A 26,585-nucleotide genomic window follows, 5' to 3' on the forward strand; every position below is an offset into this window, starting at 1 on the left:
GCTTGCCAGGGCCGGGTGTGCCCCGCCGTTCCCGCGTCGCCCGGACCGCCTCGTCCGGCCCTGCGCGCCACCCGCCAAGGAAGATCGCCGGACGGTCTGCTGCCGCCGCGTACCCGCCTTCCGGCCCCAGGCGCACCGCGCGGTCCGTCGCCCGCGCGCTTGCCAGGGCCGGGTGTGCCCCGCCGTTCCCGCGTCGCCCGGACCGCCTCGTCCGGCCCTGCGCGCCACCCGCCAAGGAAGATCGCCGGACGGCCTGCTGCCGCCCCGTACCCGCCTTCCGCCCCCAGGCGCACCGCGCGGCCCGGCACCTCCCGGGCCGCCCGTCGACCGGCCCGGGACCGCTCGCCCCAGTCCGGCTCGCCCGCTCGCCCCAGTCCGGCTCGCCCGCTCGGCCGTCCGGTTCGGGCCGCTCCGCCCGCCCCGGCGTTCCGTTCAGGCTGTCCGGTCCTGCGGTGCGAACCGCTCGGTCAGCAGGGCGAGGCGGCGGTCGTGGGCCTGCTCGGGCAGGCGGCCGCTGCGCATCAGCGTCACCAGGCCGTGCAGTCCCGCCCAGAACGTCTCCGTGAGCAGCGCCAGGTCCTCGCCCTCGCGGGCGAACGGTTCGACGGCCCGCAGCAGCTCGCCGAAGGCCTCCTGAAGCGGCGCCGGGGCCTCGGGCGTGGCGAACGGCAGGTCGACCAGGTACGTGAACATCGCGTCGTAGAGCGCGGGCCGCCGCCGTCCGAAGTCCGTGTAGGCCCGGCCGACTGCCGCGATCCGCCCGTACGCGCCCGCCTCCGATGCGGTCGAGGCCCGCAGATCGGCCGTCAGCTCCTCGCAGCCCCGCACCGCGACCGCCGCCATGATCGCGCCCTTGCCCTTGAAGTGGCTGTACAGGACGGGCTGGCTGTACTCGATCTCGGCTGCCAGCCGGCGGGTGGTGACCGCGTCCCAGCCCTCCGCCTCGGCCAGGTCCCGCGCGGCCGTCACGATCAACCGCTCGCGTTCCGCTCGTTCGCGCTCCCGGCGCGTCTGAATCGACATGACCGAGATTCTAGCAACGCTAGTCATGCTGCCGACGCTCTGCTAGCGTCGTTCTTGTCCCTAGCGCTGCTAGCAAGGAGAAGTCGTGACCGTCACCGCGTACACCCTGGCCGTCGTGCTCAACCTGTTCTGCCTGTTCCTGGGGTACCGCTTCCTGTTCCAGCCCGGCCCGGCCGCCACCGGCTACGGCGTCCCGGCCGACCCCGGCGGCGACGCCTCCGCCTACCTGACGATCAAGGGCGTCAGGGACGGTGCGCTCGGCGTGGTCGGGCTGGCACTGCTCGCCTTCGCCGGCGCCCGGCCCGAGGCGTGGTTCATGCTCTGCGTCGCCCTGATCCCGCTCGCCGACACGCTCATAGTGCTGCGTCACGGGGGTACGAAAGCGGTGGCTTTCGGGATCCACTTCGCCACCGCGGTCGTTGTCCTGATCAGTGCCGGACTGCTCTTCGCGGTCTGAGCGCGCCCGTACACCCGGCCCGTCCGTCCGCAGTTCCGTCGCAGGAGGTTCGAGAATGTCGCTGTTCGTTCCGAAGTTCGACGAGTCCGTGGTCGTCCGCGAGGCCGAGGCCGAGGTCGTCGGCCGCGCGCCCGCCACCGTGCGCCTGCTGGCCGACAGCAGCTCCACCGGCGGCGCCCTGACCACCCAGCGCGTCACCCTCGCCGGGGGTGCGGACGGTGCCAAGCCGCACTGGCACGACAACTCCGCCGAGATGTTCTTCCTCCTCGACGGCGCCGCCGACATCCTCTCCGGCGACGAGGTCCTCACCGCCGGTCCCGGCGACCTCGTCGTCGTCCCGCCCGGCAAGCCGCACGCCTTCGCCGCCGTGCCCGGAGCCGACGCCGACCTGCTCATCGTCCTCACGCCGGGCGTGGAGCGCTTCGAGTACTTCCGCCACCTCCAGCGCATCGCCCTCGGTGAGGCCACCCGGGAGAGCCTGCTGGAGGTCCAGGAGCTGTACGACAACCACTTCTTGAGCAGCCCCGCCTGGGACGCGCGACGCCGCGCGGGTGCTCCGGGGGAAACCGTTTAACGGCCCGGGGGCCCGGCCCCATAGGATTGGGCCAAACCCATTGGGCCATACCGACCCGGACAAGCGACTTGCCCCGGCCGATTCGCCCCGACCACACACTCACCCAGAGGAACGCTGCATGCCTGGCATCACGCGCGAGGAGGTCGCCCACCTCGCCCGGCTGGCGCGTCTGGAGCTGAAGCCCGAAGAGCTCGAGCACTTCGCGGGACAGCTGGACGACATCATCGGCGCGGTCGCCCGCGTCAGCGAGGTCGCCGACCAAGACGTACCGCCGACCTCGCACCCGCTCCCGCTGACGAACGTCATGCGGCCGGACGAGGTCCGTCCGTCGCTCACGCCCGAGCAGGCGCTCTCCGGCGCCCCGGCCCAGGAGCAGCAGCGTTTCAAGGTGCCGCAGATCCTGGGGGAGGAGTAAGCCATGAGCGACATCATCAGGCTCACCGCGGCCGAGATCGCCGCGAAGATCGCCTCCGGCGAGCTGACCGCCGTCCAGGTCACCGAGGCCCACCTGGCCCGCATCGAGGCCGTCGACGAGAAGGTGCACGCCTTCCTGCACGTCGACCGCGAGGGCGCGCTGGCCCAGGCCCGCGCCGTCGACGAGAAGCGCGAGCGCGGCGAGAAGCTCGGCCCGCTGGCCGGCGTCCCCCTCGCCCTCAAGGACATCTTCACCACCGAGGGCATCCCCACCACCGTCGGCTCGAAGATCCTCGAGGGCTGGATCCCGCCGTACGACGCGACCGTCACCGCGCGCCTCAAGGCCGCCGACGTCGTCATCCTCGGCAAGACCAACATGGACGAGTTCGCCATGGGGTCCTCCACCGAGAACAGTGCCTACGGCCCGACCGGCAACCCGTGGGACCTCACCAAGATTCCCGGCGGCTCCGGCGGCGGCTCCTCCGCGGCCCTCGCCGCCTTCCAGGCCCCGCTCGCCATCGGCACCGACACCGGCGGCTCCATCCGCCAGCCCGCGGCCGTCACCGGGACGGTCGGCGTCAAGCCGACCTACGGCGGCGTCTCCCGCTACGGCATGGTGGCCTTCTCCTCCTCCCTCGACCAGGGCGGGCCCTGCGCCCGCACGGTCCTGGACGCGGCCCTGCTGCACGAGGTGATCGCCGGGCACGACCCGATGGACTCCACCTCCATCGACGCCCCGGTCCCCGCGGTCGTCGAGGCCGCCCTGGGCGGCAGCGTCGAGGGCATGCGCGTCGGCGTCGTCAAGCAGTTCCGCGGCGAGGGCTACCAGGCCGGTGTCGTGCAGCGCTTCGACGAGTCCGTCGAGCTGCTGAAGTCGCTGGGCGCCGAGATCGTCGAGCTGGACTGCCCCTCCTTCGACCTCGCGCTCTCCGCGTACTACCTGATCGCCCCGTCCGAGTGCTCCTCCAACCTCGCCCGCTTCGACGGCCTGCGCTACGGCGCACGGGTCGGCGACGACGGCACGCACTCGGCCGAGGAGGTCACCTCCCTGACCCGCGAGGCCGGCTTCGGCCCCGAGGTCAAGCGCCGCATCATGCTCGGCACGTACGCCCTGTCGAGCGGGTACTACGACGCGTACTACGGCAGCGCCCAGAAGGTCCGCACCCTCATCAAGCAGGAGTTCGAGCGGGCCTTCGAGCAGGTCGACGTGATCGTCTCCCCGACGACCCCGACCACCGCCTTCGCGATCGGCGAGCGCGCCGACGACCCGATGGCGATGTACCTGGCCGACCTGTGCACCATCCCCACCAACCTGGCGGGCAACGCGGCCATGTCGCTGCCCTGCGGCCTCGCACCCGAGGACAACCTGCCGGTGGGTCTGCAGATCATCGCCCCCGCCATGAAGGACGACCGGCTCTACAAGGTCGGCGCCGCCGTCGAGGCCGCCTTCGTGGAAAAGTGGGGCCACCCGCTGATCGAGGAGGCACCGTCGCTGTGAGCGCACTGTCCAAGGCCAAGGGCTTCAAGAAGTCCAAGTCCGGTCTGTACGTCTCGATGGCCACCTCGGCGTTCGGCGCCGTGGGGGTCTACAAGCAGATCAAGAAGGCGCGCGGCGAGAGTGACACGCTGCGGCTGCTCGACGCCGTCGTCACCGGCGCCGCGGTCGTCACCAACCTCGCCATCCTCTACCGCGAGCTGAAGCGCCTCGGCGACGACGACGTCCTGCTGGGCTGAGAGGGAAGTTTCACCGTGACCACCACGACCGACCTGGTGTCGTACGAGGACGCACTCGCGTCGTACGACCCCGTCATGGGCCTCGAGGTCCATGTCGAACTCGGCACCAAGACCAAGATGTTCTGCGGCTGTTCGACCGCGCTCGGTGCCGACCCGAACACCCAGACCTGCCCCGTCTGCCTCGGCATGCCCGGCGCGCTCCCGGTCGTCAACGCGACCGGCGTCGAGTCGGCGATCAAGATCGGTCTCGCGCTGAACTGCGAGATCGCCGAGTGGTGCCGCTTCGCCCGGAAGAACTACTTCTATCCGGACATGCCGAAGAACTTCCAGACCTCCCAGTACGACGAGCCGATCGCCTTCGACGGCTACCTCGACGTGCAGCTGGAGGACGGGGAGACCTTCCGCGTCCAGATCGAGCGCGCCCACATGGAGGAGGACACCGGCAAGTCGCTGCACGTCGGTGGCGCGACGGGCCGCATCCACGGCGCCTCGCACTCCCTGCTCGACTACAACCGCGCCGGCATCCCGCTCATCGAGATCGTCACCAAGCCGATCGAGGGAGCGGGCGAGCGTGCCCCCGAGGTGGCCCGCGCCTACGTGCGTGAGCTGCGCGAGCTCATCCGTGCCCTCGGCGTGTCCGAGGCCCGCATGGAGATGGGCCAGATGCGCTGCGACGTGAACCTGTCGCTGCGCCCGCACGGCACCGAGAAGTTCGGCACCCGCAGCGAGACCAAGAACGTCAACTCGCTGCGCTCCGTCGAGCGGGCCGCCCGCTTCGAGATCCAGCGCCACGCCGCGGTGCTGGGCGGCGGCGGCACGATCATCCAGGAGACCCGCCACTTCCACGAGGACACGGGGTCCACCACCTCGGGCCGCGTGAAGGAGGAGGCCGAGGACTACCGGTACTTCCCGGAGCCCGACCTGGTGCCGGTCGCCCCGTCCCGCGAGTGGGTCGAGGAGATCCGCTCCGCGCTGCCCGAGCTGCCGCTGGTGCGCCGCAACCGGCTCCGTGAGGAGTGGGGCATCTCCGGCAACGACATGCAGTCCATCCTCAACGCCGGAGCCCTGGACCCGATCGTCGCCACCATCGACGCCGGTGCCGACGCGGCCTCCGCCCGCAAGTGGTGGATGGGCGAGCTGGCCCGCAGCGCCAACGAGTCGGGCAAGGCGCTCGACGAGCTGGCGATCACGCCGGTCCAGGTGGCCCGCGTCGCCGAGCTGGTGACCAAGGGCGAGCTGAACGACAAGCTGGCCCGCCAGGTGATCCTCGGCGTCCTCGCCGGTGAGGGCACCCCGGACGAGGTCGTCGACAAGCGCGGCCTGAAGGTCGTCTCCGACGAGGGCGCGCTGACCGCCGCCGTCGACGAGGCCATCGCCGGCAACCCGGGCGTCGCGGACAAGATCCGCGGCGGCAAGGTGGCGGCGGCCGGCGCCCTGGTCGGCGCCGTCATGAAGGCCACCCGAGGACAGGCGGACGCGGCCCGCGTCAAGGAGCTGATCCTGGAGAAGCTGGGCGTCACCGAAGGCTGACACCCGGTCCACCCGGCCCACACCGAGCCCTGGGGGAACGCGCCGAGCACGGCGAGTTCCCCCAGGGCCGTTGTTGTGAAGAACGACACTAAGTCCGCAAAGGATCTCTTCTGCCTGCAAGAGTGATTCCGCATTGCTCATGCGTTCTTTGCGGACTGTTCACACCATGGACGTCCCTTCCCGGTGTTCCCGGCTTTCCGGGTGTTCCCGGTCAAAGATCGACAATCAGACACCCCTGGGAGCACGTCCGTGGCAGCCCTCGCACGCTGGTGTGTACAGCATCGCCTCGCAGCCGTTCTGCTCTGGCTGCTCGCCTTCGGCGGTGTGGCAACGGCCGCCACGGTCGCCGGCTCCGCGTACTCCAACGACTACGGCATCCCGGACACCGGCTCCGACCGCGCCTACCGGCTGCTGGAATCCCGCTTCCCCGACCTCGGCGGCGACAGCGACACCATCGTCTGGCACACCACGACCGGCACCGTCCGGGCCCCCGACGTCGAACAGGCCATGACCCGCACCCTGGACCGCGTCGCGGACCTGCCCGGGGTGGCCGCGGTCACCAACCCGTACCACGACCCCGACTCGCCCCTCGTCAGCGAGAACGCCGACACCGCCTACGCCACCGTCACCTTCGACGCCGCTTCCCAGGACATCGACCCGGCCCAGGCGCGGGCCGTGGTCGACACCGCCGAGGCGGCCGAGACCGACGGACTCCAGGTCGAACTGGGCGGCAGCGCCATAGCGCTCACCGAGTCCGGCGGCAGCCACCTCGCCGAGGCCGTCGGCGTGGCGGTGGCCGCGGTCGTCCTGTTCCTCGCCTTCGGCACCGTCGCCGCGGCCCTGCTGCCCATCGCCACCGCGCTGGTCTCCGTCGGCACCGCCTACGCCGGCATCACCCTGCTCGGTCACGCCATGACCGTCGCCGACTTCGCGCCCATGCTGGGCACCCTCATCGGACTCGGCGTCGGCATCGACTACGCCCTGTTCATCGTCACCAGACACCGGCGTGGACTGAAACGCGGCCTGTCCGTGACGGACGCCGCCGCCGAGGCCGTGGCGACCACCGGACGAGCCGTCGTCTTCGCGGGTGCCACCGTTTGCATCGCCCTGCTCGGCATGCTGATCCTCCGGCTGAGCTTCCTCAACGGCGTCGCGATCGCCGCCTCGCTGACCGTGATCCTCACCGTCGCGGCCTCCGTGACGCTGCTGCCCGCCCTGCTGTCGTACATCGGCCCGCGTGCCCTGAGCCGGCGAGAGCGGCGCCGGCTCGCCGAGCACGGACCCGAGCCGGAGGTGCCGACCGGGTTCGCCGCCCGCTGGTCCGCCTTCGTCGAGCGCCGGCCCAAGCTGCTCGGCGCCCTCGCCCTCGTCGTCATCACCGTCCTCGCCCTGCCCACCCTCGGCCTGCGCCTGGGCACCTCCGACCAGGGCAACGACCCCAGGGGCACCACCACCCGCCAGGCCTACGACCTCCTCGCCGACGGCTTCGGTCCCGGCGTCAACGGGCCGCTCACCCTGGTCACCGAGGTCCGCGGCGCCGAGGACCGCCTCGTCCTGGACAACCTCGACGCCACCCTGCGCACCACCGAGGGCGTCTCCTCGGTGACCCCGGTGATGTACAACTCCGGCGGCGACGCCGCCCACCTCACCGTCGTACCCGAGTCGGCGCCCCAGTCGCAGCAGACCAGCGACCTGGTCGAGCGGCTGCGCTCCGAGGTGCTGCCGCGGGCCGAGGCCGGGACCGCGCTCGACGTGCACGTGGGCGGGGTGACGGCCGGTTACGACGACTTCGCCGACGTCATCGTCGGCAAGCTGCCCCTCTTCGTCGGCGTCGTCATCGGCCTCGGGTGTCTCCTGCTCCTGCTGGCCTTCCGGTCCGTCGGCATCCCGCTCAAGGCCGCCGCCATGAACGTGGCCGCCGTGGCCGCCGCCTTCGGCGTGGTCGTGGCGATCTTCCAGTGGGGCTGGGGGAGCGAACTGCTCGGCCTCGGCAGCGCGGGGCCGATCGAGCCCTTCCTGCCCGTGATCATGGTCTCGGTGCTCTTCGGGCTCTCCATGGACTACCAGGTCTTCCTGGTCAGCCGGATGTACGAGGAGTGGCTGGAGACCGGCGACAACCGCCGCGCCGTCCGGGTCGGGCTCGCCGAGACCGGCCGTGTGATCAACTCCGCGGCCGTCATCATGATCTCGGTCTTCCTCGCCTTCGTCCTCAGCGGCGACCGGGTGATCGCCATGTTCGGCATCGCGCTCGCCGCAGCCGTCGCCCTGGACGCCTTCGTGCTGCGCACCCTCCTGGTGCCCGCCCTGATGCACCTGCTCGGCCGCGCCAACTGGTGGCTGCCGCGCCGCCTGGACGCCCTCCTGCCGCGCATCAGCATCGAGCCGCCCGAGTGCCGGGCCGCCCATGAGAGGCTGGCCGCGGCGACGGACGCCGAAGTGGCGGACGTCCTCGCCGAGGAGGGGCGGCACCGCGATGTACGCGATATCACTGGGTGACGACGGAGCCGAACTGCGGCCCCTGGAGACCTGGCACGCCGAGGAGTTCCTGGCCCACCTGGACCGGGGCCGGGAGTTCATCACCCAGCACATCCCCTTCGGCGCGAAGGCGACCGACGTCGACTCCGCCCGCGAGGTGCTCCAGGCCTACGCCGACCGGCACGCCGCCGACAGCGGCTTCCTGCACGGGCTGTGGCTGGACGGCAAACTCGTCGGCGGCCTGCTCTACCGCGTCTTCGACGCCGCCACCGGCGTCTGCGAGATCGGCTGCTGGCTCGAGCCCGCCGGAACCGGCCGCGGCCTGGTCACCCGCGGCGCGCGCGTGCTCATCGACTGGGCCTTCGACGAGCGCGGCATGCACCGTGTGGAGTGGCACGCCTCCTCGGCGAACACCCCGAGTGTCAACGCCGCGCGGCGACTCGGCATGATGCGTGAGGGCGTGCTGCGCGAGAGCTTCCCCTACCGGGGCGTGCGCCAGGACATGGAGGTGTGGGCGGTGCTCGCACCCGAGTGGCGGGCCGCACGCGAGGCACGCGCGCGTGCCGCTCAAAAGAATCATTAAGGGACCTCTCAGACGGCGTCCGTACGGTGCGAGGCATGGGAACGAAGACAGTGGACGAGACCGGCGTGAAGACCGACGAGCACAAGGCCGACGAGGTGACGAACGCCGCCGAGTCCGCCGAGGCCACTGAAGCCGGCGAAGCGGCCGGGACCGACACCCCCGACGGTGCCGGCCCGGAAGCGGACGCCGACGTCACCGACAAGACCGACCACACCGACGCGACCGGGGCCGGACCCACCGGCGTGGGCCAGGGCGCGGGCGCCGTCGTCTCCGCAGGTCTCGGCATCGTCTCCCTGACCGGCAGCTGGGTCGGCACCGTGGCCTCCGCGCGCGAGTCGCTGATGGGCCAGCTGCAGACCTCCTCGTCCTCGAACGTCGGCACGCTGATCGAGAAGGGCTACGGCAACGCCTGGCAGGCCACCGCGATGTGGGGCGGTGCCTTCGCCCTGGTCGCGCTGATCGTCGGCGTCGTCGTGCTGGCCCGCCCCGCGTTCGGCGCGCCGGGCCGCCCGCAGGCCCCGTGGATCAAGTCGGTCGCCTGGGCGGGCGTCGCGCTCGGCGTCATCGGCCTGCTCCTGGCCGTCCTGAAGTACACGGACGTCCTGCTGGGGCTGCCCTCCACCGGCTGACCAGGCACTTCCGAGGGGTCTTAGGGCAAGCGCACACCCAGTGCGCGCGCCCTAAGACCCCTCACGCACGTCTAAGGCCCCGCGCGGCGCCGAAGATGCGGAACTTGCCCGATGCGGCGACACCCCCTGGGAAACGAAGGTTGAGGCATCGCGAACGAGCGAAGCCGAAACCGGCTCTCACCGAGGGGACACACCGTGCACGAGTACGAGATCCACCAGTACCGCTCCGCCGAGCTGATCCGCCGCGCCGACGAGGCCCGGCTGGCCCGAGAGGTGGCCCGGGCCCGCCGCGCCGCCCGCCGCCGGGAACGACAGGGCGCCGCCGAGGCCGAGAGCCATACGCCGCGACAGCGCCGGCCCCGGTTCGCCCGGGTCGCGTGAACCGGAGAGCCGGGGAGGGAGGCCGCAGAAGCAGCTGCTGCAGGAGGTGTGGGGGCCGTCGTACGGGACGGAGACGAACTACCTTGCGGCTGGCCACTACCGTCGCCGACCACCTCGGCGCCCGCCCGCTGTCCGACGCCGTCGCCCTGCTCGGCCGCCGCGCCCGCCTCACCCTGGGCCACACCGGCGACCCGGGCGCCCCACCCGAGCCCACGGACCCGGCCCAGGCCCTCGGCCTCACCGGACGGGAGCGCGACGTGCTGCGGTTGGTCTCCGAGGGCCGCACCAACCGCCAGATAGCCGGGGAACTCTTCATCTCGCCCAAGACGGCCGGCGTCCACGTCTCGAACATCCTGGCCAAGCTCGGCCTCTCCGGCCGCGGCGGGGCGGCGGCCGTGGCCCACCGGCTGGCGCTGTTCCCCGCCGAACGGCTCACGTCCGGTTCGCCGGAGTGAGGCTTACGCTGTAAGGGACGCCGAGCGACGGAGGCACCGTGTTCAACGCGTTCGAGGAACTGTTCAACCCCGGCCGGAGACGCACCCGCGACGAGCAGAACCGCCTGGAACTGACCCGCGAGGACGTCGGCGACGGCGACCCGGGCCACGGCCCGATAGACCTCGGCTCGGGCAAGGTCGTCGTCCACCGGCCGCGCGCCGACCGCACGGAGCGCACGGCGCCGGAGGACGAGTAGCCGGTCGCCTACGTCACCTCCAGCTCCAGGATCCGGTCGTCGTCGCCCTTCGCGTCGCCGCGCCCGTCCGTGTTGCTGGTCACCAGCCACAGCTTGTCGCCGCCCGCCGGCGCCACCGTGCGCAGCCGGCCGTACTCGCCCTCCAGGAAGGCCTGCGGCTCGGCCGAGGCCTCCGTGCCCTTCAGCGGGATCCGCCACAGCCGCTCACCGCGCAGCCCCGCCATCCACACCGAACCCTCGGCGTAGGCGATGCCGCTGGGGGAGGCCTCGTCGGTGTGCCACTGGGCGAGGGGGTCGTGAAAACCGGAGCCGCCGCCCTTGCCCTCCGCCTCGGGCCAGCCGTAGTTGTCACCCGGCTTGATCGCGTTCAGCTCGTCCCAGGTGTCCTGGCCGAACTCCGAGGCGAACAGCCGCTGCCTGTCGTCCCAGGCCAGGCCCTGCACGTTCCGGTGGCCGTACGAGTACACGGGGGAGTCGGGGAAGGGGTTGCCCGGCGCCGGCTCCCCGTCCGGGGTCATCCGCAGGATCTTGCCGCCGAGGGATTCCTTGTCCTGCGACAGGCCCGTGTCACCGCTCTCGCCCGTGCCCGCGTAGAGCATCTTGTCGGGGCCGAACGCGATCCGCCCGCCGTTGTGGATCACACCCTTGGGGATGCCCCGGAAGACCGTGTCCGGCGCCCCCAGCTGCTCGCCCGCCGGCTTCTTCTCGTCGTACAGCATGCGCACGATGCGGTTGTCGGAGGCGGAGGTGAAATACGCGTAGACCATGTGGTCCGAGGCGTAGTCCGGGGAGAGTGCGAGGCCGAGGAGGCCGCCCTCGCCGGACGGGGAGACCCCGGGCACCTCGCCCAGCTCCGTCTTCTTGCCCGTCTTCGCGTCGACGCGGGTGATCGTGGCCTCGTCGCGCGAGGAGACCAGCAGGTCACCGCCCGGCAGCGGAGCCAGCCCCCAGGGGCTGTCCAGCCCCGTGGCGAGCGTGCGGAGCACCTTCACCGAGCCCTTCGCGGGCGGTGCCTCCTCGGTGGGCGATCCGCTGGGCGCACCGGCGGGCGAGGACCGCGCCGCCGTACCGGACGGGGTGGTGCCGCCGTCCGCTCCGGACGGGTCCCCGCCGTCCGAGGAGCAGCCGGCCGTCAGCAGGAGAGCGGCGGCCAGCACGGCCGGCACGGCTCGACGTCGCACGATCTTGGTCCCTTCGACGCGGCGGGTTCTCCCTGTCATACACCGCAGGAGCTCCCCAGGTTCCCGATCGCCGAATCCCGAATCCGGCGGCGGCCCGCACGAGGCGCCGCACGCCTCACTCCCACGACCCCTGCGCCGGCGGCAGCACCCGCAGTTCCGCCAGGTCCCGCTCGGTCAGCCGCAGTCCCGCCGCACCCGCGTTCTGCGTCACCCAGCGCTCCTGCTTGGTGCCCGGCACCGGTACCACGTGCCGTCCCTGGGCCAGCACCCAGGCCAGCGCCACCTGCGCCGCGGTCACCCCGTCGCCGTGCCGGGCGGCGATCCGGCGCAGCGTGGCCACGATCGGCTGGTTGGCGGCCATCATCTCGGGGGTGAAGCGGGGGTGGCGGGCCCGCAGGTCCTCCGGTTCGAAACCCTCGCCCGGCGTCAGCGTGCCGGTCAGGTAGCCGTTGCCCAGCGGCATCGCGGCCAGGAAGCCGACGCCGCGCGAGACGCACCACGGCAGCAGCGTCCGCAGCGCCTCCGGCGACCACACCGACAGCTCGGCCTCGACCGCGCTCACCGGGAACACCTGCTGCACCCGCTCCAGCTGACGGATCGTCGCGTCGTGCAGCCGCGCACCCGGACGCCGGGCCGACCGCGCGCCGACCGCACAGAGGCCGAGTGCCCGCACCTTCCCGGCCCGCACCAGCTCCGCCATCGCGCCCCAGGTCTCCTCGACGGGTATCTCCGGGTCCGCGCGGTGCAGTTGGTAAAGGTCGATGACGTCCGTCTGGAGCCGGCGCAGGGACGCGTCGCAGGCCCGTTTCACATAGCCGGGGCGGCCGTTGGCCACGATGTGCTGCTCACCCACCAGCAGACCGACCTTGGTCGACACGAAGGCCTCGGACCGCCGCTCCTTCAACACCCGCCCCAGCAGCAGCTCGTTGGTGAACGGGCCGTACATGTCCGCCGTGTCCAGCAGGGAGACGCCGAGGTCGAGGGCCCGGTGCACGGCCCTGAGCGACTCGTCGCCCCGCTGCCGCGAGGCGCTGTACGCCCAGTTCATCGGCATGCACCCGAGTCCGACGGCCCCCACCGCGAGTGCCGTCGCGCCGATCGTCCTGCGCTCCACCGGTCGTGACCCTCCCTCGTCAGGCCACCCAACCTAACCTCTGCCTCTTCGCCCCCTGACATAGCCTCCTGACCATGACTGCTGACGTGTGGCTGCCCATCCCCCCGGACGAGATCGAGGGCCTTCCCGAGGGCCCCGCATACCGCCACTGGGACGGCGAGGAGACCTATCCCGCAGACCCGGCCGACTGTGCGTTCTACGTCGTCCCCTACATGAAGCCCTCCGGGGTCGGCGTACGTCCGCTGCCCGAGATGCGCTCCGTCCAGGTCGTCCAGACCCTCTCCGCCGGCATCGACCACGTCGAGCCCGGCCTGAAGCACCTGTCCGCGGGCGTACGGCTGTGCAACGCGCGCGGTGTGCACGAGGCCAGCACGGCGGAGCTGACCCTCGCCCTGATCCTGGCCTCGCTGCGCGGCATCCCGGACTTCGTGCGGGCGCAGGACCGGGGCGAGTGGCTCGGCGGAGGGGTGCGGCCCGCGCTCGCGGACCGGACGGTCCTGATCGTCGGATACGGATCGATCGGCGCCGCGATAGAGGACCGGCTCGTGCCGTTCGAGGTCGCGCCGGTCGTGCGCGTCGCGCGCTCCGCCCGTGCCACGGAGCGCGGCCCCGTGCACCCGCTCACCGAACTCCCCGCCCTGCTCCCGCGGGCCGACGTCGTCGTCCTGGCCACACCGCTCACCGAGGCCACCCGGGGCCTGGTCGACGCCACTTTCCTGGCCCGCATGAAGGACGGCGCCCTGCTCGTCAACGTGGCGCGCGGACCGGTCGTGGACACGAAGGCGTTGCTCGCCGAACTGGAGAGCGGACGCCTCACCGCGGCCCTCGACGTGACCGACCCCGAACCGCTGCCGCCGGGCCACCCCCTGTGGAATGCTCCCGGCACAGTCGTCAGCCCGCACGCGGGCGGGCCGACCTCGGCCTTCCTGCCGCGCGCCAAGCGGCTGCTGGTGGACCAGTTGAACCGTTTCGTGAACCGGGAGCCGTTGCGCAACGTGATCCTGACGACGGGCGCGTAATCCGATTCGGGCACCCTGCGCAACTCCCCGGACGCGGTGGGTGCGCGCATTTCCGCTGGTCGTCACGGAGCGTAGAGAACCTATGTCCCTGAGTGACGAGACTGGTGTATCGTCCGACAGGGGATGCGCCGCGCACGGTACGGCGCCGGGGACGGGACATCTCAGACTGTGAGGGGGGCGACGGGCGATGCACGGGCTATGGACCAACGATCCGACGCGGCGGAGTCACCGCGGGCGACCCTGCCGCACGAGGGCCGCGACGGCGCGCGAACGGAGGCGGGACGACCACTCCGGCCGACCGGGCCGGCGCTGCCACCACCCGCACCGGCCCGGCGAGCGCCGGAGACAGGAGCGGCCGGCCCACCGGCGCCGGAGCGCGCGGGACGCGGGAGCGGCGCGGGCCGGGAGGCCGCGGTGAGTCCGGCCCCCGTTCCCACGCTGGACGGAGCACTTCGAGACCAGGCCTCGCCCAGGCCCCTGCCGCCCCGGTCCTCGGCCGCCGCCGGTACGACGCCTCTGGTCCGCCAGCTCGTGCTGGCCCTGGTCTGCGCGGGCTACGCCGTCGGAGCGGCGCTCGGCTGGGGCTCCGAGTACGTCGCCAAGATCATGGGCGACTTCGGGCTGAGCGCCGCCGCCGCTGCCGCCGCCGTCTCCTGCTTCCTCTACGCCCGAGGGCGCGGTGTCCGCTTTCGACCGGCCTGGCTGCTCTTCGCCCTCTCCTCGGCGATGGCCTCCCTCGGCAACGCGGTCTGGGGGTGGTACGAGGTCGTCCTGCGGGTGCCGGTGCCCAGCCCCAGCTACGCGGACCTGTTCTTCCTGTGCTTCGCCCCGCCGGCCATCGTGGGACTCCTCGTGCTGGCCAAGCGGCCGGTGACCAAGGCCGGCTGGATCTGCCTGGGCCTGGACGCCTGGCTGATCGGCGGCTCGCTGCTCACCCTGGCCTGGAGCCTGGCGCTCGCCCAGGCCGCGAAGGCCGAGGGCGGGTCCAGCGTGGCCCACTCCGCGCTCTCGGTGGCGTATCCGCTGCTCGACATCGCCCTGGTCAGCATGGTGCTCGCGCTGCACTTCCGGCGGTCGCCCGTCTGCAGGTCCGCCGTCAACACGGCCATCGGCGCGCTCGCCCTGACGGTGATGTGCGACGCCCTGTTCACCTCACCGCTGCTGCACAACAACTACCGATCCGGGCAGCTGCTCGACGCGGGCTGGTTCGCCGGCTCCCTGCTGCTCGCCTACGCCCCCTGGGCCGCCTCCCGGCGCGGGCGGCGGGCGCCGGACGAGCAGGGCTCCGGCGGACACACCCGTGTGGTGCGCGAACACGTGCCCGGCCAGCGCGGCGCCGGTCACCAGCCCGCGCCCCCGGCCGTACCGACCGCCACGCCCCCCGCCCTGCCCGGACCGGGACCCGGACAGGGCGGCGAGCGGGGCCGCTACCCGGCCGCCCGGCCCATCGCCGGGTCGTTGGCCGCGCTCACGCCGTACCTCGCGGCCGCCGTCTGCACCCTGGGGATCCTCTACAACGTGCTCAACGGCCGCAGCGTCGACCGCGTGGTGCTGCTGACCGGCGGCACCGTCGTGCTCGCGCTCGTCGTCCGGCAGGGCATCATGCTGCTCGACAACATCGTCCTCACCCAGGAACTGGCCCAGAAGGAGAACCACTTCCGCTCCCTGGTCCAGGGCTCGAGCGACGTCATCATGATCGCCGCGCCCAGCGGCATCCTGCGCTACGTCTCCCCGGCCGCCGCCGGGGTCTACGGACGCCCGGCGGAGGAACTGGTGGGCAGCGAACTGGCCGGTCTCATCCACCCCGAGGACCTCGGCTGCGTGGTGCACGAGGTACGCCGGTTCCTGGCCGCCAGCCCGGTCGAGGAACCCACCACGCGCATCGAGTGCCGCTTCCGCTCCGGAGAGGGCGGCTGGCTCAACGTCGAGTCGACCGTCAACCGGCACCACGGCGGCCTCATCTTCAACAGCCGGGACGTCACCGAAAGAGTGCGCCTGCAGGCACAGCTCCAGCACAACGCCGAGCACGACCCGCTCACCGACCTGCCCAACCGCGCCCTGTTCACCCGGCGCGTCCAGCAGGCGCTCTCCGGCCGCCGCGCCTCCGACCGGGGCGCCGCCCTGCGCGGCACGGCGGTGCTCTTCATCGACCTCGACGGCTTCAAGGGCGTCAACGACACCATCGGACACCAGGCCGGGGACGAACTGCTCGTCCAGGCCGCCCGTCGGCTCCACGAGGCCGTCCGCAAGGGCGACACCGCCTCCAGACTCGGCGGCGACGAGTTCGCGGCCCTGATCGTCGGGGACGGCACCCGGGACCGGACCGCCCGCGAGGGCCACATCCGGGAGCTGGCCGACCGCCTCAGACTGACCCTCTCCCAGCCCTACCTCATCGACGGCAACGAGGTGCGGGTCAACGCCTCCATCGGCGTCGCCTTCGCCGAACCGGGCCTCGGCGCGGGCGAGTTGCTGCGCAACGCCGACCTCGCCATGTACCGGGCCAAGGCGGGAGGCAAGGGACGCGTCGAGCTGTACCGGCCCCAGATGCAGCAGGATGTCGTACGCAAGGCCGAGCTGGCCACGCGTCTGCGGGCCGCACTGCACGACGGGGAGTTCGCGCTGCTGCACCAGCCGGTGGTCTCCCTGACGGACGGCCGGATCACGTCGGTCTGCGCCCAGGCGCGGTGGCGCTCCTCGCAGGGCGTGCTGTTCACCCCGGCCGAGTTCCTGCGGGTGTCCGAGGACGGCGACAGAACCGCCGAACTGGACCGTTGGGTGCTCCGCGAGGCCGTCGAACAGGCCGCCGAGCGCGCGGCGGCCGGGCTCTCCGCGACCGTGGCCATACGCATCGGCGCCCGCCGCCTGCTGGACCGCTCCATGCCGCTGGGCTCCGTGGAGGCCCTGCTGACCCGCCATGGACTGCCCCCGGGCTCCCTTGTGATCGAGCTGTCGGACATCGACCCACGGGTCGGCCTCGACGAGCTGGACCGCCGGCTGAACGCCCTGCGCAGGGTCGGCGTCCGGATCGCGCTGGACGGCTTCGGCAGCGGCTACGCGGCGATCACCGCACTGCGGCGCCTGCCCGTGGACGTCCTGAAGCTCGACCGGAGCCTGGTCGAGGGCGTGGTGGAGTCCGCGCGCCTGCACAAGATCACCAGCGGGCTGCTGCGCATCGCCACCGACCTCGGGCTGAAGTCCGTGGCCGACGGCGTCGACCTGCCGGAGCAGATCGTCGCCCTGCGCGCGATGGGCTGCACACACGGACAGGGCATGGCGTTCTCCGGCGCGCTGGACGAGTACCGGCTGCGCAGAGCGCTCGGAACCGGCCACTACCCGGTGCCGCACGGCCCGGCCGAACCGGCCTTCGCGGGCGGTGGCGCCGGGGTGTACACCAAGAGTGTCGGCGGTTGTGCCGCCGGGCAGGTGGCCGGCGGCGTCGCCTCCGGACTGCCGACCGTCCTGAGTGGTGGCACGGCGCTGCGCTCACATAATGAGACTCCCGTCCCACCCACTTGACAGTGAGTGTGCGCCGGAGGGAAGGTCAGTGCCATGCGCACCCGAATTCTCGTACTTGGAAAGCGCGTCGGCTGAAGCTGGTGACGTCCGGACCGACCCGGACTCCTCGCGACCCCCGCCGACGCGCTCCCCTCGCTTGCCTTATGGCACGAGGGGTTTTTTGTTGCACAGGCACCTGCCGAGCAGCATCACAGATCGCCCAAACCTCGCAAAAACCCTCAGCATCGAGAAGAGAACGCCGATGACCGAGCAGGCCACCGGGGCTCACCCGCAGCCCCGGCCCCGATCCGGAGGACAGTCCGCCCCCGAGCACGTCACGGGTGCGCAGTCCCTCATTCGCTCTCTCGAGGAGGTCGGCGCCGACACCGTATTCGGCATTCCCGGTGGCACGATCCTTCCGGCCTACGACCCGCTGATGGACTCCACCCGGGTGCGCCACGTCCTGGTCCGTCACGAGCAGGGCGCCGGCCACGCGGCCACCGGATACGCGCAGGCCACCGGCAAGGTCGGCGTCTGCATGGCGACCTCGGGCCCGGGTGCCACCAACCTGGTCACCCCGATCGCCGACGCCAACCTGGACTCCGTGCCGCTGGTCGCGATCACCGGACAGGTGGTCTCCTCCGCGATCGGCACGGACGCCTTCCAGGAGGCGGACATCGTCGGCATCACCATGCCGATCACCAAGCACAGCTTCCTGGTCACCAAGGCCGAGGACATCCCCCGGGTGATCGCGCAGGCGTTCCACATCGCCTCCACCGGCCGCCCCGGGCCCGTCCTGGTCGACATCCCCAAGGACATCCTCCAGAAGAAGACCACCTTCTCCTGGCCGCCGGTCATGGACCTGCCCGGCTACCGTCCGGTCACCAAGCCGCACGCCAAGCAGATCCGCGAGGCGGCCAAGCTGATCACCGCCGCCAAGCGCCCCGTGCTCTACGTCGGCGGTGGCGTCCTCAAGGCCAAGGCCACCGCGGAGCTGAAGGTCCTCGCCGAACTCACCGAAGCGCCCGTCACCACCACCCTGATGGCGCTCGGCGCATTCCCCGACAGCCACCCGCTGCACGTGGGAATGCCGGGCATGCACGGTGCGGTCACCGCCGTCACCGCGCTGCAGAAGGCCGACCTGATCGTCGCCCTCGGCGCCCGCTTCGACGACCGCGTCACCGGCAAGCTGGACAGCTTCGCCCCGCACGCCAAGATCGTCCACGCCGACATCGACCCGGCCGAGATCGGCAAGAACCGCGCCGCCGACGTCCCGATCGTGGGCGACGCCCGCGAGGTCGTCGCCGACCTCGTGCAGGCCGTCCAGAAGGAGCACGACGAGGGCAACAAGGGCGACTACAGCGCCTGGTGGAAGGACCTGAGCCGCTGGCGCGAGACCTACCCCCTCGGCTACGACCAGCCCGAGGACGGCTCGCTCTCCCCGCAGCAGGTCATCGAGCGCATCGGCCGGCTGGCACCCGAGGGCACGATCTTCGCGGCCGGCGTCGGCCAGCACCAGATGTGGGCCGCGCACTTCGTCCAGTACGACAAGCCCGCCACCTGGCTGAACTCCGGCGGTGCCGGAACCATGGGCTACGCCGTTCCGGCCGCCATGGGCGCCCAGGCCGGCATGCCCGACCGCACCGTCTGGGCGATCGACGGCGACGGCTGCTTCCAGATGACCAACCAGGAACTGACCACCTGCGCCCTGAACAACATCCCGATCAAGGTCGCCGTCATCAACAACGGCGCCCTCGGGATGGTCCGCCAGTGGCAGACCCTGTTCTACAACCAGCGGTACTCCAACACGGTGCTGCACTCCGGCCCCGACGACGTCAACCCGGAGGCGCGCGGCACCCGCGTCCCCGACTTCGTGAAGCTGTCGGAGGCCATGGGCTGCTACGCCATCCGCTGCGAGGACCCCGCCGACCTCGACAAGGTGATCGAGGAGGCCAACTCCATCAACGACCGTCCCGTCGTCGTCGACTTCATCGTCCACGAGGACGCGATGGTGTGGCCGATGGTCGCCGCCGGCACCTCCAACGACGAGATCATGGCCGCCCGGGACGTCCGCCCCGACTTCGGCGACAACGAAGACGACTGAGCGAGAGAGACCGAAGAGACCATGTCCAAGCACACGCTCTCCGTCCTGGTGGAGAACACCCCCGGCGTCCTGGCGCGGATCACCGCCCTCTTCTCGCGCCGCGGCTTCAACATCGACTCGCTCGCCGTCGGCGTCACCGAGCACCCCGACATCTCCCGCATCACCATCGTGGTGAGCGTCGAGGACTTCCCGCTCGAGCAGGTGACCAAGCAGCTCAACAAGCTCGTCAACGTGCTCAAGATCGTCGAGCTGGAGCCCGCCCAGGCCGTCCAGCGCGAACTCGTTCTGGTGAAGGTGCGCTCCGACAACGAGACGCGCTCCCAGATCGTCGAGATCGTCCAGCTGTTCCGCGCCAAGACCGTCGACGTCTCCCCGGAGGCCGTCACCATCGAGGCCACCGGGAGCAGCGACAAGCTGACCGCCATGCTCCGGATGCTGGAACCGTACGGCATCAAGGAACTGGTCCAGTCCGGCACGATCGCCATCGGCCGCGGCGCCCGCTCGATCACGGACCGCTCGCTGCGCGCACTCGACCGGTCCGCGTAGCAACGCAAACGGTCCGTACCGCGACGCAAACGGTCCGCACCACGACGGAAGCGGGCGGCCGCGGTCACCCCGGCCGCCCGCATTCCGAGACCCCGAGACTTCCCTTCCCCTCACCGGCATACGGTGGGACGCAACACCTGCACACAAGGAGATAACCCAGTGGCCGAGCTGTTCTACGACGCCGACGCCGACCTGTCCATCATCCAGGGCCGCAAGGTCGCGGTCATCGGGTACGGCAGCCAGGGCCACGCCCACGCCCTGTCGCTGCGCGACTCCGGTGTCGACGTGCGCGTCGGCCTGCACGAGGGCTCCAAGTCCAAGGCCAAGGCCGAGGAGCAGGGCCTGCGCGTGGTGAGCCCGTCCGAGGCCGCCGCCGAGGCCGACGTCATCATGATCCTGGTCCCGGACCCGATCCAGGCCGAGGTCTACGAGAAGGACATCAAGGACAACCTGAAGGACGGCGACGCGCTGTTCTTCGGTCACGGCCTGAACATCCGCTACGGCTTCATCAAGCCCCCGGCCGGCGTGGACGTCTGCATGGTCGCCCCCAAGGGCCCGGGCCACCTGGTGCGCCGTCAGTACGAGGAGGGCCGCGGCGTTCCCTGCATCGCCGCCGTCGAGCAGGACGCCTCCGGCAACGCCTTCGCGCTCGCCCTGTCCTACGCCAAGGGCATCGGCGGCACCCGCGCCGGCGTCATCAAGACGACCTTCACCGAGGAGACCGAGACCGACCTCTTCGGCGAGCAGGCCGTCCTGTGCGGTGGCACGGCCGCGCTGGTCAAGGCGGGCTTCGAGACCCTGACCGAGGCCGGCTACCAGCCGGAGATCGCCTACTTCGAGTGCCTGCACGAGCTGAAGCTGATCGTGGACCTCATGTACGAGGGCGGCCTGGAGAAGATGCGCTGGTCGATCTCCGAGACCGCCGAGTGGGGCGACTACGTCACCGGCCCGCGGATCATCACCGACGCCACCAAGGCCGAGATGAAGAAGGTCCTCGCCGAGATCCAGGACGGCACGTTCGCCAAGAACTGGATGGACGAGTACCACGGCGGCCTGAAGAAGTACAACGAGTACAAGAAGCAGGACTCCGAGCACCTGCTGGAGACCACCGGCAAGGAGCTGCGCAAGCTCATGAGCTGGGTCGACGAGGAGGCGTAAGCCTCACTGCCGGGGGCCGGGGCGACGCCGCTCCGGCCCCTTCGGCGAACCCGGGACGGCGCCGGCGTCACGGTGTTGTCCATCCCGTCCGGCCACGGACGGGTGATCCTTCCGCAGAGGCGCAGGACGACCCGCGTCACGCCACTAGACTGCTGCACAACATACGCGTCAGGCCCACAGCGTCGTGCGTCTTCCACGCGGCTCAGCGACACCGAATGCGGCCGTCGGGACGGCCGTCCGCATTGGACTTGTGAGGACTCACGTGAGCTCGAAACCCGTCGTACTCATCGCCGAAGAGCTGTCGCCCGCGACCGTGGACGCGCTCGGCCCCGACTTCGAGATCCGCCAGTGCAACGGCGCGGACCGGGCCGAACTGCTCCCCGCCATCGCCGACGTGGACGCGATCCTGGTCCGCTCCGCCACCAAGGTCGACGCCGAGGCCATCGCCGCCGCCAAGAAGCTGAAGGTCGTCGCCCGCGCCGGGGTCGGCCTGGACAACGTCGACGTCTCCGCCGCCACCAAGGCCGGCGTCATGGTGGTCAACGCCCCGACCTCCAACATCGTCACCGCCGCCGAGCTGGCCTGCGGTCTCCTGATCGCCACCGCCCGCAACATCCCGCAGGCCAACACCGCGCTGAAGAACGGCGAGTGGAAGCGCAGCAAGTACACCGGCGTCGAGCTGGCCGAGAAGACCCTCGGCGTCGTCGGCCTCGGCCGCATCGGCGCGCTGGTCGCGCAGCGCATGTCGGCCTTCGGCATGAAGGTCGTCGCCTACGACCCCTACGTGCAGCCCGCGCGGGCCGCGCAGATGGGCGTCAAGGTGCTGTCGCTGGACGAGCTGCTCGAGGTCTCCGACTTCATCACCGTCCACCTGCCCAAGACCCCCGAGACCCTCGGCCTGATCGGCGACGAGGCGCTGCGCAAGGTCAAGCCGAGCGTCCGCATCGTCAACGCCGCGCGCGGCGGCATCGTCGACGAGGAGGCGCTGTACTCGGCGCTCAAGGAGGGCCGCGTCGCCGGCGCCGGCCTCGACGTGTACGCCAAGGAGCCCTGCACCGACTCGCCGCTGTTCGAGTTCGACCAGGTCGTCGCCACCCCGCACCTCGGCGCCTCCACCGACGAGGCCCAGGAGAAGGCCGGCATCGCCGTCGCCAAGTCGGTGCGCCTGGCCCTCGCCGGTGAGCTGGTCCCCGACGCGGTCAACGTCCAGGGCGGTGTCATCGCCGAGGACGTCAAGCCGGGCCTGCCGCTCGCCGAGCGCCTCGGCCGCATCTTCACCGCGCTCGCCGGCGAGGTCGCCGTCCGCCTCGACGTCGAGGTCTACGGCGAGATCACCCAGCACGACGTGAAGGTGCTGGAGCTGTCCGCCCTCAAGGGCGTCTTCGAGGACGTCGTCGACGAGACGGTGTCGTACGTCAACGCCCCGCTGTTCGCCCAGGAGCGCGGCGTCGAGGTCCGGCTGACCACCAGCTCGGAGTCACCGGAGCACCGCAACGTCGTCACCGTGCGCGGCACCCTCGCGGACGGCGAGGAGGTGTCGGTCTCCGGCACGCTGGCCGGACCCAAGCACCTCCAGAAGCTCGTCGCCGTCGGCGAGTACGACGTGGACCTCACCCTCGCCGACCACATGGTCGTCCTGCGGTACGAGGACCGTCCCGGCGTCGTCGGCACCGTCGGCCGCGTCATCGGCGAGGCCGGCATCAACATCGCCGGCATGCAGGTCGCCCGTGCGACGGTGGGCGGCGAGGCGCTGGCGGTCCTGACCGTGGACGACACGGTGCCCGCAGGGGTTCTGGCGGAGGTTTCGGCGGAGATCGGCGCTACGTCCGCCCGGTCCGTCAACCTCGTCTGAGGTGACCGTACCCGGGGGCTGCCGCCCCCGGGACCCCCGCTCACGGCCCTGAACGGGCCTCGTCCTCAAACGCCGGACGGGCTGAGTCGATCAGCCTCTCCGGCGTTTGCCGTCTCCGCCTCCGGACGCACCCGGATGTGCCGCAGCCCCAGTGCCGCCGGCACCGCCGCCCCGAGGAGCAGCAGCGCCCCCGCGATCGCCGCGCCCCGCATGCCGTCGGTGAACGCCTCGCGTGCCGCCGTGGCCAGGGTGTCTCCCGCGCGCCCGGGAAGTTCGGCGGCGACGGACAGCGCGCCGCCCAGGGTTTCCCGGGCCGGGCCGGGCACGTCCGAGGGGACGCCGTGGCGGTAGAGGGCCGTACCGATGGAACCGAGGGTGGCCATGCCCAGGGCGCCGCCGAACTCGGTGCCGGTCTCCAGCAGCGAGGAGGCCGCGCCCGCCTTCTCGACCGGGGCCGAGCCGAGGGCCAGGTCGGTCAGCTGGGACATCACCACGACGATGCCGGCGGCGAGGACGCCGCACGCGGCCAGCACCAGCCACAGGGTGTCCGTACCGGCCAGGGCGAGGAGTCCGTAGCCGCCCGCCGCGACGAGGAATCCGGCCGTCACGAGGTACGCGCGCTCGACACCGCGCTGGGCCAGCTGGGCGGCGACCGGTGTGGCGGCGCCGATGAGCACCGACGGCAGCAGGCTCCACAGTGCGGCCTCCAGCGCGCTCTTGCCCAGGACCGACTGCAGGTACTGGGTGGTGAAGTACGCCGAGCCCAGCATCCCGAAGGCCGACAGGGTGTTGAGGACCAGCGCCGGGGTGAACCCGTGCCCGCGGAAGAGGGCGGGCGAGATCATCGGTGAGGTCGAGGTGCGCTGGCGGTGCACGAACAGCGCCGCGAAGAGCAGACCGACGGTGATCGAGACGACGTAGCGGACGTTCCAGCCCTCGGAGGGCAGCTCCTTGAGTCCGTAGACCACGGGGAGGACCGCCGCCATCGACAGCGGAACGCTCAGCCAGTCGAAGCGGCCGGGGGACGGGCTCTTCGACTCGGGGAGCAGTACCGGGCCGAGGATCAGCAGCAGGGCCATCGCGGGCAGGTTGACCAGGAAGACCGAGCCCCACCAGAAGTGCTCCACGAGGACGCCGCTCATCACCGAGCCCAGCGCGATCCCGCCTGTCATCACCCCGGACCACAGCCCGATCGCCTTCGCCCGCTGGGCGGGGTCGGTGAACATCGTGCGGACCAGCGCCATCGTCGACGGCATCAGGGTGGCGCCGCCGATGCCGAGGACCGCACGGGCGGCGATCAGGGTCTCGGCGGTGTGCGCGTAGGCAGCGAGCACGGATGCGGCGCCGAAGGCCACCGCGCCCAGCAGCAGGAGCCTGCGCCGGCCGATGCGGTCACCCAGCGCCCCCATCGTCATCAGCAGACCGGCCAGGACGAAGCCGTAGATGTCGAAGATCCACAGCTGTTGGGTGCCGCTCGGGTCCAGGTCGGCGCTGATCTGCGGGATCGCGAAGTAGAGGACGGAGACGTCCATCGAGACCAGCAGCAGCGGAAGCATCAGTACGCCCAGCGCGGTCCACTCGCGACGGCCGGCCCGGGACGGGTTCGTTGTCATGCCGGAGACTGTACGCACGTATTATACGACTGTCTAGAACACCTGTATAATACGTGCGTCTGGACGGATGGATAGGCTGGCGTCATGGGACACCGCGAGGATCTGCTCGAAGGCGCCAAACGCTGCCTGCTGCGCAAGGGATTCATGCGCACCACGGCGCGCGACATCGTCAAGGAGTCGGGGACCAACCTGGCGTCGATCGGCTACCACTACGGTTCGAAGGACGCCCTGCTGGCGCAGGCCTACGTGGCACTGGTCGAGGGCATGGCCGACGCGTTCGAGGGCGGCGAGAAGGCGGGGCCGGCCACCGAACCCGGCTCCGTCGAGCGGTTCCAGGAGGTCTGGACGAACGTCATCGCCACCATGAAGGAGCCCGGCTCCCTGTGGCGGCTCAGCATGGAGATCATTGTCATCGGCGACCAGCTGCCCGAACTGCGCGACCACCTCGCCAAGGCCCAGCAGGAGGCCGGGCGCGGCTTCATCCCCCTGCTCATGGGCGGGCGGGAGGAGGACGTCTCCGAGGAGGAGCTGGGCACCCTTGGCATGTTCTACGTGACGCTGATGACCGGGCTCATCGCGCAGTGGACCTTCGACCCCAAGACCGCGCCCGGCGCGGACCAGATCACCGCAGGCCTCCGCCGGGTGATCGAGGCCGCTACCGGAGCCGGTGCGCCTTGAGCGCCATGTGCAGCAGCAGCCGGTCCTCGCCGTCGTCCAGGTCCAGGCCGGTGAGCTGCTCGACGCGCGAGAGGCGGTAGTACAGCGTCTGGCGGTGGACGCCCAGCTCGGCGGCGGTGCGGCCGGCCTGGCCCGCGCAGTCGAGATACACCTCCGCCGTGCGGGCGAGTTCGCGGTGGGCGGGGGAGAGCAGGGCGCGTACGGCGGGATCGTCGGCGGAGCGCGGGGGCAGCGAGGTCAGCAGGCGGAACGCCCCGATCGAGGTCCACTGCGCGACCGGCCCGAACCGCGACTCCGCACGCGCCGCCCGGGCCGCCGCCGACGCCTCCGCCCAGGCCCTCCCCAGGTCGGCCAGGCCCGTGCGCGGCGCGGAGACACCGGCCGCGACGCCGTCCTGCGCACCCCCGGGCCCGCCCGTGCCACCCCGTGCCGCCCCCGCCCGCTCCAGCAGCCGCCCCGCCGCCGACGTCGCCGGGGTCTGCACGTCCGCCGAGCGCAGCCGGACCAGCAGCGCCAGCGACACGTCCGAGCTCCCCCACGGCACCGTGCACAGGGCCGTGGCGCCCGGCACCGTACGGACCGAGGGTGCGTCGTCGGGGTCGGCCGAGGGCCAGGGCGCCACGCAGACCACCGCGTGCGGCGTCTCGGCCCGGGCGCCGAGCGCGCTGCGCAGCTCCGCCACCGCCATGTCCCGCTGCCAGTCCCGCTCGGCCGTGAGCACCGCCCGCAGCTCCCGGCTCAGGTCCGAGCCGTGCTGTGCCTCGTCGGCGAGCAGCGCCCCGATCCGCGCCGTCACCGCCATGGCCGCCGCCAGCTGCGGCTCGGTCGGGCCCGGGTCGGTGTCCAGGAGCCACACGTAGCCGAGGACCACACCCCGATGGCGTACCGGCAGGCAGGTGCGTCCCCGGTACACGCCCGCCTCGGGGGTCGGCGGGATGCGGACCGGGCCGGTCGCGCGGGTGATGCCGAAGCTCTCGAACCACGCCCGGACCGCCGCCGTGGAGCGCCGGGTGAGGATCGAGCGGGTGCGCACCGGGTCCAGGGCGGAGGGATCCAGGTCCCCCTCGCTGTCGTAGGCGCCGAACGCGATCAGCTCGAAGTCGCGGTTCTCCAGGGTCGCGGGCGCGCCCAGCAGCTCCGACAGCTCGTCGATCAGCTCCTGGTAGTCGCCGCGGGCCCCGCCGGAGCCGGCTCCTGTGGCACCTCTGGAATCGGACGTCACCCGGGCATTCTGCCGTATTTGTGCGCTCCCTTCATACATCTGTCTGAGATCCGCGGCACGGATGCGTGACAGCTGTCGATGGCCGACGATCGGGGTCATCCTTAGATTTCAC

At 71.6% G+C, this 26,585-nt stretch carries 23 protein-coding genes and 1 pseudogene; 19 read left to right on the plus strand and 5 right to left on the minus strand.

Features of this window, described 5'->3' with window-relative positions:
• Positions 1 to 432: 432 nt before the first annotated feature.
• Positions 433 to 1,023: a TetR/AcrR family transcriptional regulator gene (locus tag AB0P07_RS11480; RefSeq protein WP_365548510.1), complete on the minus strand. Its 591-nt coding sequence runs from the start codon at positions 1,021 to 1,023 to the stop codon at positions 433 to 435.
• Between the two features lie 85 nt (positions 1,024 to 1,108).
• On the opposite strand from AB0P07_RS11480, the gene AB0P07_RS11485 reads away from it, so the two are divergent.
• From AB0P07_RS11485 to AB0P07_RS11540, 12 genes and pseudogenes are all read left to right on the plus strand, one after another.
• Positions 1,109 to 1,480, plus strand: coding sequence for a DUF4267 domain-containing protein (locus tag AB0P07_RS11485; protein ID WP_271058776.1), 372 nt, complete (start codon positions 1,109 to 1,111; stop codon positions 1,478 to 1,480).
• Between the two features lie 55 nt (positions 1,481 to 1,535).
• Positions 1,536 to 2,054, plus strand: coding sequence for a cupin domain-containing protein (locus tag AB0P07_RS11490; protein WP_365548514.1), 519 nt, complete (start codon positions 1,536 to 1,538; stop codon positions 2,052 to 2,054).
• A gap of 118 nt (positions 2,055 to 2,172) precedes the next feature.
• Positions 2,173 to 2,469, plus strand: a complete 297-nt coding sequence (gene gatC / locus AB0P07_RS11495; RefSeq protein WP_003973500.1) for an Asp-tRNA(Asn)/Glu-tRNA(Gln) amidotransferase subunit GatC — start codon at positions 2,173 to 2,175, stop codon at positions 2,467 to 2,469.
• Positions 2,470 to 2,472: 3 nt separating this feature from the next.
• A complete protein-coding gene (gene gatA, locus AB0P07_RS11500; protein WP_365548518.1) occupies positions 2,473 to 3,966 on the plus strand; it encodes an Asp-tRNA(Asn)/Glu-tRNA(Gln) amidotransferase subunit GatA in 1,494 nt (497 codons plus the stop codon).
• The gene (locus tag AB0P07_RS11505; protein WP_030188427.1) at positions 3,963 to 4,202 is read left to right on the plus strand and encodes a hypothetical protein; all 240 of its coding nucleotides are present in this window, start codon (positions 3,963 to 3,965) and stop codon (positions 4,200 to 4,202) included. Before gatA ends, AB0P07_RS11505 begins: the two co-directional genes overlap by 4 nt.
• 15 nt (positions 4,203 to 4,217) lie before the next feature.
• Positions 4,218 to 5,732, plus strand: a complete 1,515-nt coding sequence (gene gatB, locus AB0P07_RS11510) for an Asp-tRNA(Asn)/Glu-tRNA(Gln) amidotransferase subunit GatB (RefSeq protein ID WP_102932642.1) — start codon at positions 4,218 to 4,220, stop codon at positions 5,730 to 5,732.
• A 249-nt stretch (positions 5,733 to 5,981) separates the two neighbouring features.
• Positions 5,982 to 8,228, plus strand: coding sequence for an MMPL family transporter (locus AB0P07_RS11515; RefSeq protein ID WP_365548523.1), 2,247 nt, complete (start codon positions 5,982 to 5,984; stop codon positions 8,226 to 8,228).
• On the plus strand, positions 8,206 to 8,790 hold the full coding sequence (locus AB0P07_RS11520) for a GNAT family protein (RefSeq protein WP_365548526.1): 585 nt from the start codon (positions 8,206 to 8,208) through the stop codon (positions 8,788 to 8,790). The genes AB0P07_RS11515 and AB0P07_RS11520 overlap by 23 nt, the downstream gene beginning before the upstream one ends.
• 35 nt (positions 8,791 to 8,825) lie before the next feature.
• A complete protein-coding gene (locus tag AB0P07_RS11525; RefSeq protein ID WP_365548529.1) occupies positions 8,826 to 9,419 on the plus strand; it encodes a hypothetical protein in 594 nt (197 codons plus the stop codon).
• A 195-nt stretch (positions 9,420 to 9,614) separates the two neighbouring features.
• A complete protein-coding gene (locus AB0P07_RS11530) occupies positions 9,615 to 9,800 on the plus strand; it encodes a hypothetical protein (protein ID WP_365548532.1) in 186 nt (61 codons plus the stop codon).
• Positions 9,801 to 9,883: 83 nt separating this feature from the next.
• A pseudogene (locus tag AB0P07_RS11535) lies at positions 9,884 to 10,255 on the plus strand (helix-turn-helix transcriptional regulator); the annotation flags it as partial.
• Between the two features lie 38 nt (positions 10,256 to 10,293).
• Positions 10,294 to 10,491, plus strand: a complete 198-nt coding sequence (locus AB0P07_RS11540; RefSeq protein ID WP_365548535.1) for a DUF6191 domain-containing protein — start codon at positions 10,294 to 10,296, stop codon at positions 10,489 to 10,491.
• Between the two features lie 8 nt (positions 10,492 to 10,499).
• Here AB0P07_RS11540 and AB0P07_RS11545 read toward each other — a convergent pair whose 3' ends face one another.
• The gene (locus AB0P07_RS11545) at positions 10,500 to 11,711 is read right to left on the minus strand and encodes a PQQ-dependent sugar dehydrogenase (RefSeq protein WP_365548538.1); all 1,212 of its coding nucleotides are present in this window, start codon (positions 11,709 to 11,711) and stop codon (positions 10,500 to 10,502) included.
• Positions 11,712 to 11,787: 76 nt separating this feature from the next.
• Entirely contained in the window at positions 11,788 to 12,786 is a 999-nt protein-coding gene (locus AB0P07_RS11550; protein ID WP_365548541.1) for an aldo/keto reductase, read from the minus strand.
• Positions 12,787 to 12,860: 74 nt separating this feature from the next.
• Here AB0P07_RS11550 and AB0P07_RS11555 point away from each other — a divergent pair, with 74 nt between their 5' ends.
• From AB0P07_RS11555 to serA, 6 genes are all read left to right on the plus strand, one after another.
• Entirely contained in the window at positions 12,861 to 13,805 is a 945-nt protein-coding gene (locus AB0P07_RS11555) for a 2-hydroxyacid dehydrogenase (RefSeq protein ID WP_365548543.1), read from the plus strand.
• 414 nt (positions 13,806 to 14,219) lie between these two features.
• The gene (locus tag AB0P07_RS11560) at positions 14,220 to 17,321 is read left to right on the plus strand and encodes an EAL domain-containing protein (protein ID WP_365548546.1); all 3,102 of its coding nucleotides are present in this window, start codon (positions 14,220 to 14,222) and stop codon (positions 17,319 to 17,321) included.
• Between the two features lie 241 nt (positions 17,322 to 17,562).
• Positions 17,563 to 19,404, plus strand: a complete 1,842-nt coding sequence (locus AB0P07_RS11565; protein ID WP_365548548.1) for an acetolactate synthase large subunit — start codon at positions 17,563 to 17,565, stop codon at positions 19,402 to 19,404.
• 21 nt (positions 19,405 to 19,425) lie between these two features.
• Positions 19,426 to 19,950: an acetolactate synthase small subunit gene (gene ilvN / locus AB0P07_RS11570; RefSeq protein ID WP_133889532.1), complete on the plus strand. Its 525-nt coding sequence runs from the start codon at positions 19,426 to 19,428 to the stop codon at positions 19,948 to 19,950.
• 159 nt (positions 19,951 to 20,109) lie between these two features.
• Complete coding sequence (gene ilvC / locus AB0P07_RS11575; protein WP_019329769.1) at positions 20,110 to 21,108, plus strand: ketol-acid reductoisomerase; 999 nt, start codon at positions 20,110 to 20,112, stop codon at positions 21,106 to 21,108.
• 262 nt (positions 21,109 to 21,370) lie between these two features.
• Entirely contained in the window at positions 21,371 to 22,960 is a 1,590-nt protein-coding gene (serA, locus tag AB0P07_RS11580) for a phosphoglycerate dehydrogenase (protein WP_365548551.1), read from the plus strand.
• Between the two features lie 65 nt (positions 22,961 to 23,025).
• Here the strand turns inward: serA and AB0P07_RS11585 are convergent, their stop codons facing one another.
• Positions 23,026 to 24,573: an MFS transporter gene (locus tag AB0P07_RS11585; RefSeq protein WP_365548554.1), complete on the minus strand. Its 1,548-nt coding sequence runs from the start codon at positions 24,571 to 24,573 to the stop codon at positions 23,026 to 23,028.
• A gap of 84 nt (positions 24,574 to 24,657) precedes the next feature.
• Between AB0P07_RS11585 and AB0P07_RS11590 the strand changes: the two genes are divergently transcribed.
• Complete coding sequence (locus AB0P07_RS11590) at positions 24,658 to 25,251, plus strand: TetR/AcrR family transcriptional regulator (RefSeq protein WP_365548556.1); 594 nt, start codon at positions 24,658 to 24,660, stop codon at positions 25,249 to 25,251.
• Here AB0P07_RS11590 and AB0P07_RS11595 read toward each other — a convergent pair.
• Positions 25,229 to 26,512 (minus strand): helix-turn-helix domain-containing protein, encoded by a 1,284-nt coding sequence (locus tag AB0P07_RS11595; RefSeq protein WP_365549265.1) that lies wholly within the window; start codon positions 26,510 to 26,512, stop codon positions 25,229 to 25,231. The genes AB0P07_RS11590 and AB0P07_RS11595 overlap by 23 nt on opposite strands.
• Positions 26,513 to 26,585 lie beyond the last annotated feature (73 nt).

This window comes from Streptomyces sp. NPDC085944, from assembly GCF_040686295.1.
GTDB classification, from domain to species: domain Bacteria; phylum Actinomycetota; class Actinomycetes; order Streptomycetales; family Streptomycetaceae; genus Streptomyces; species Streptomyces salinarius.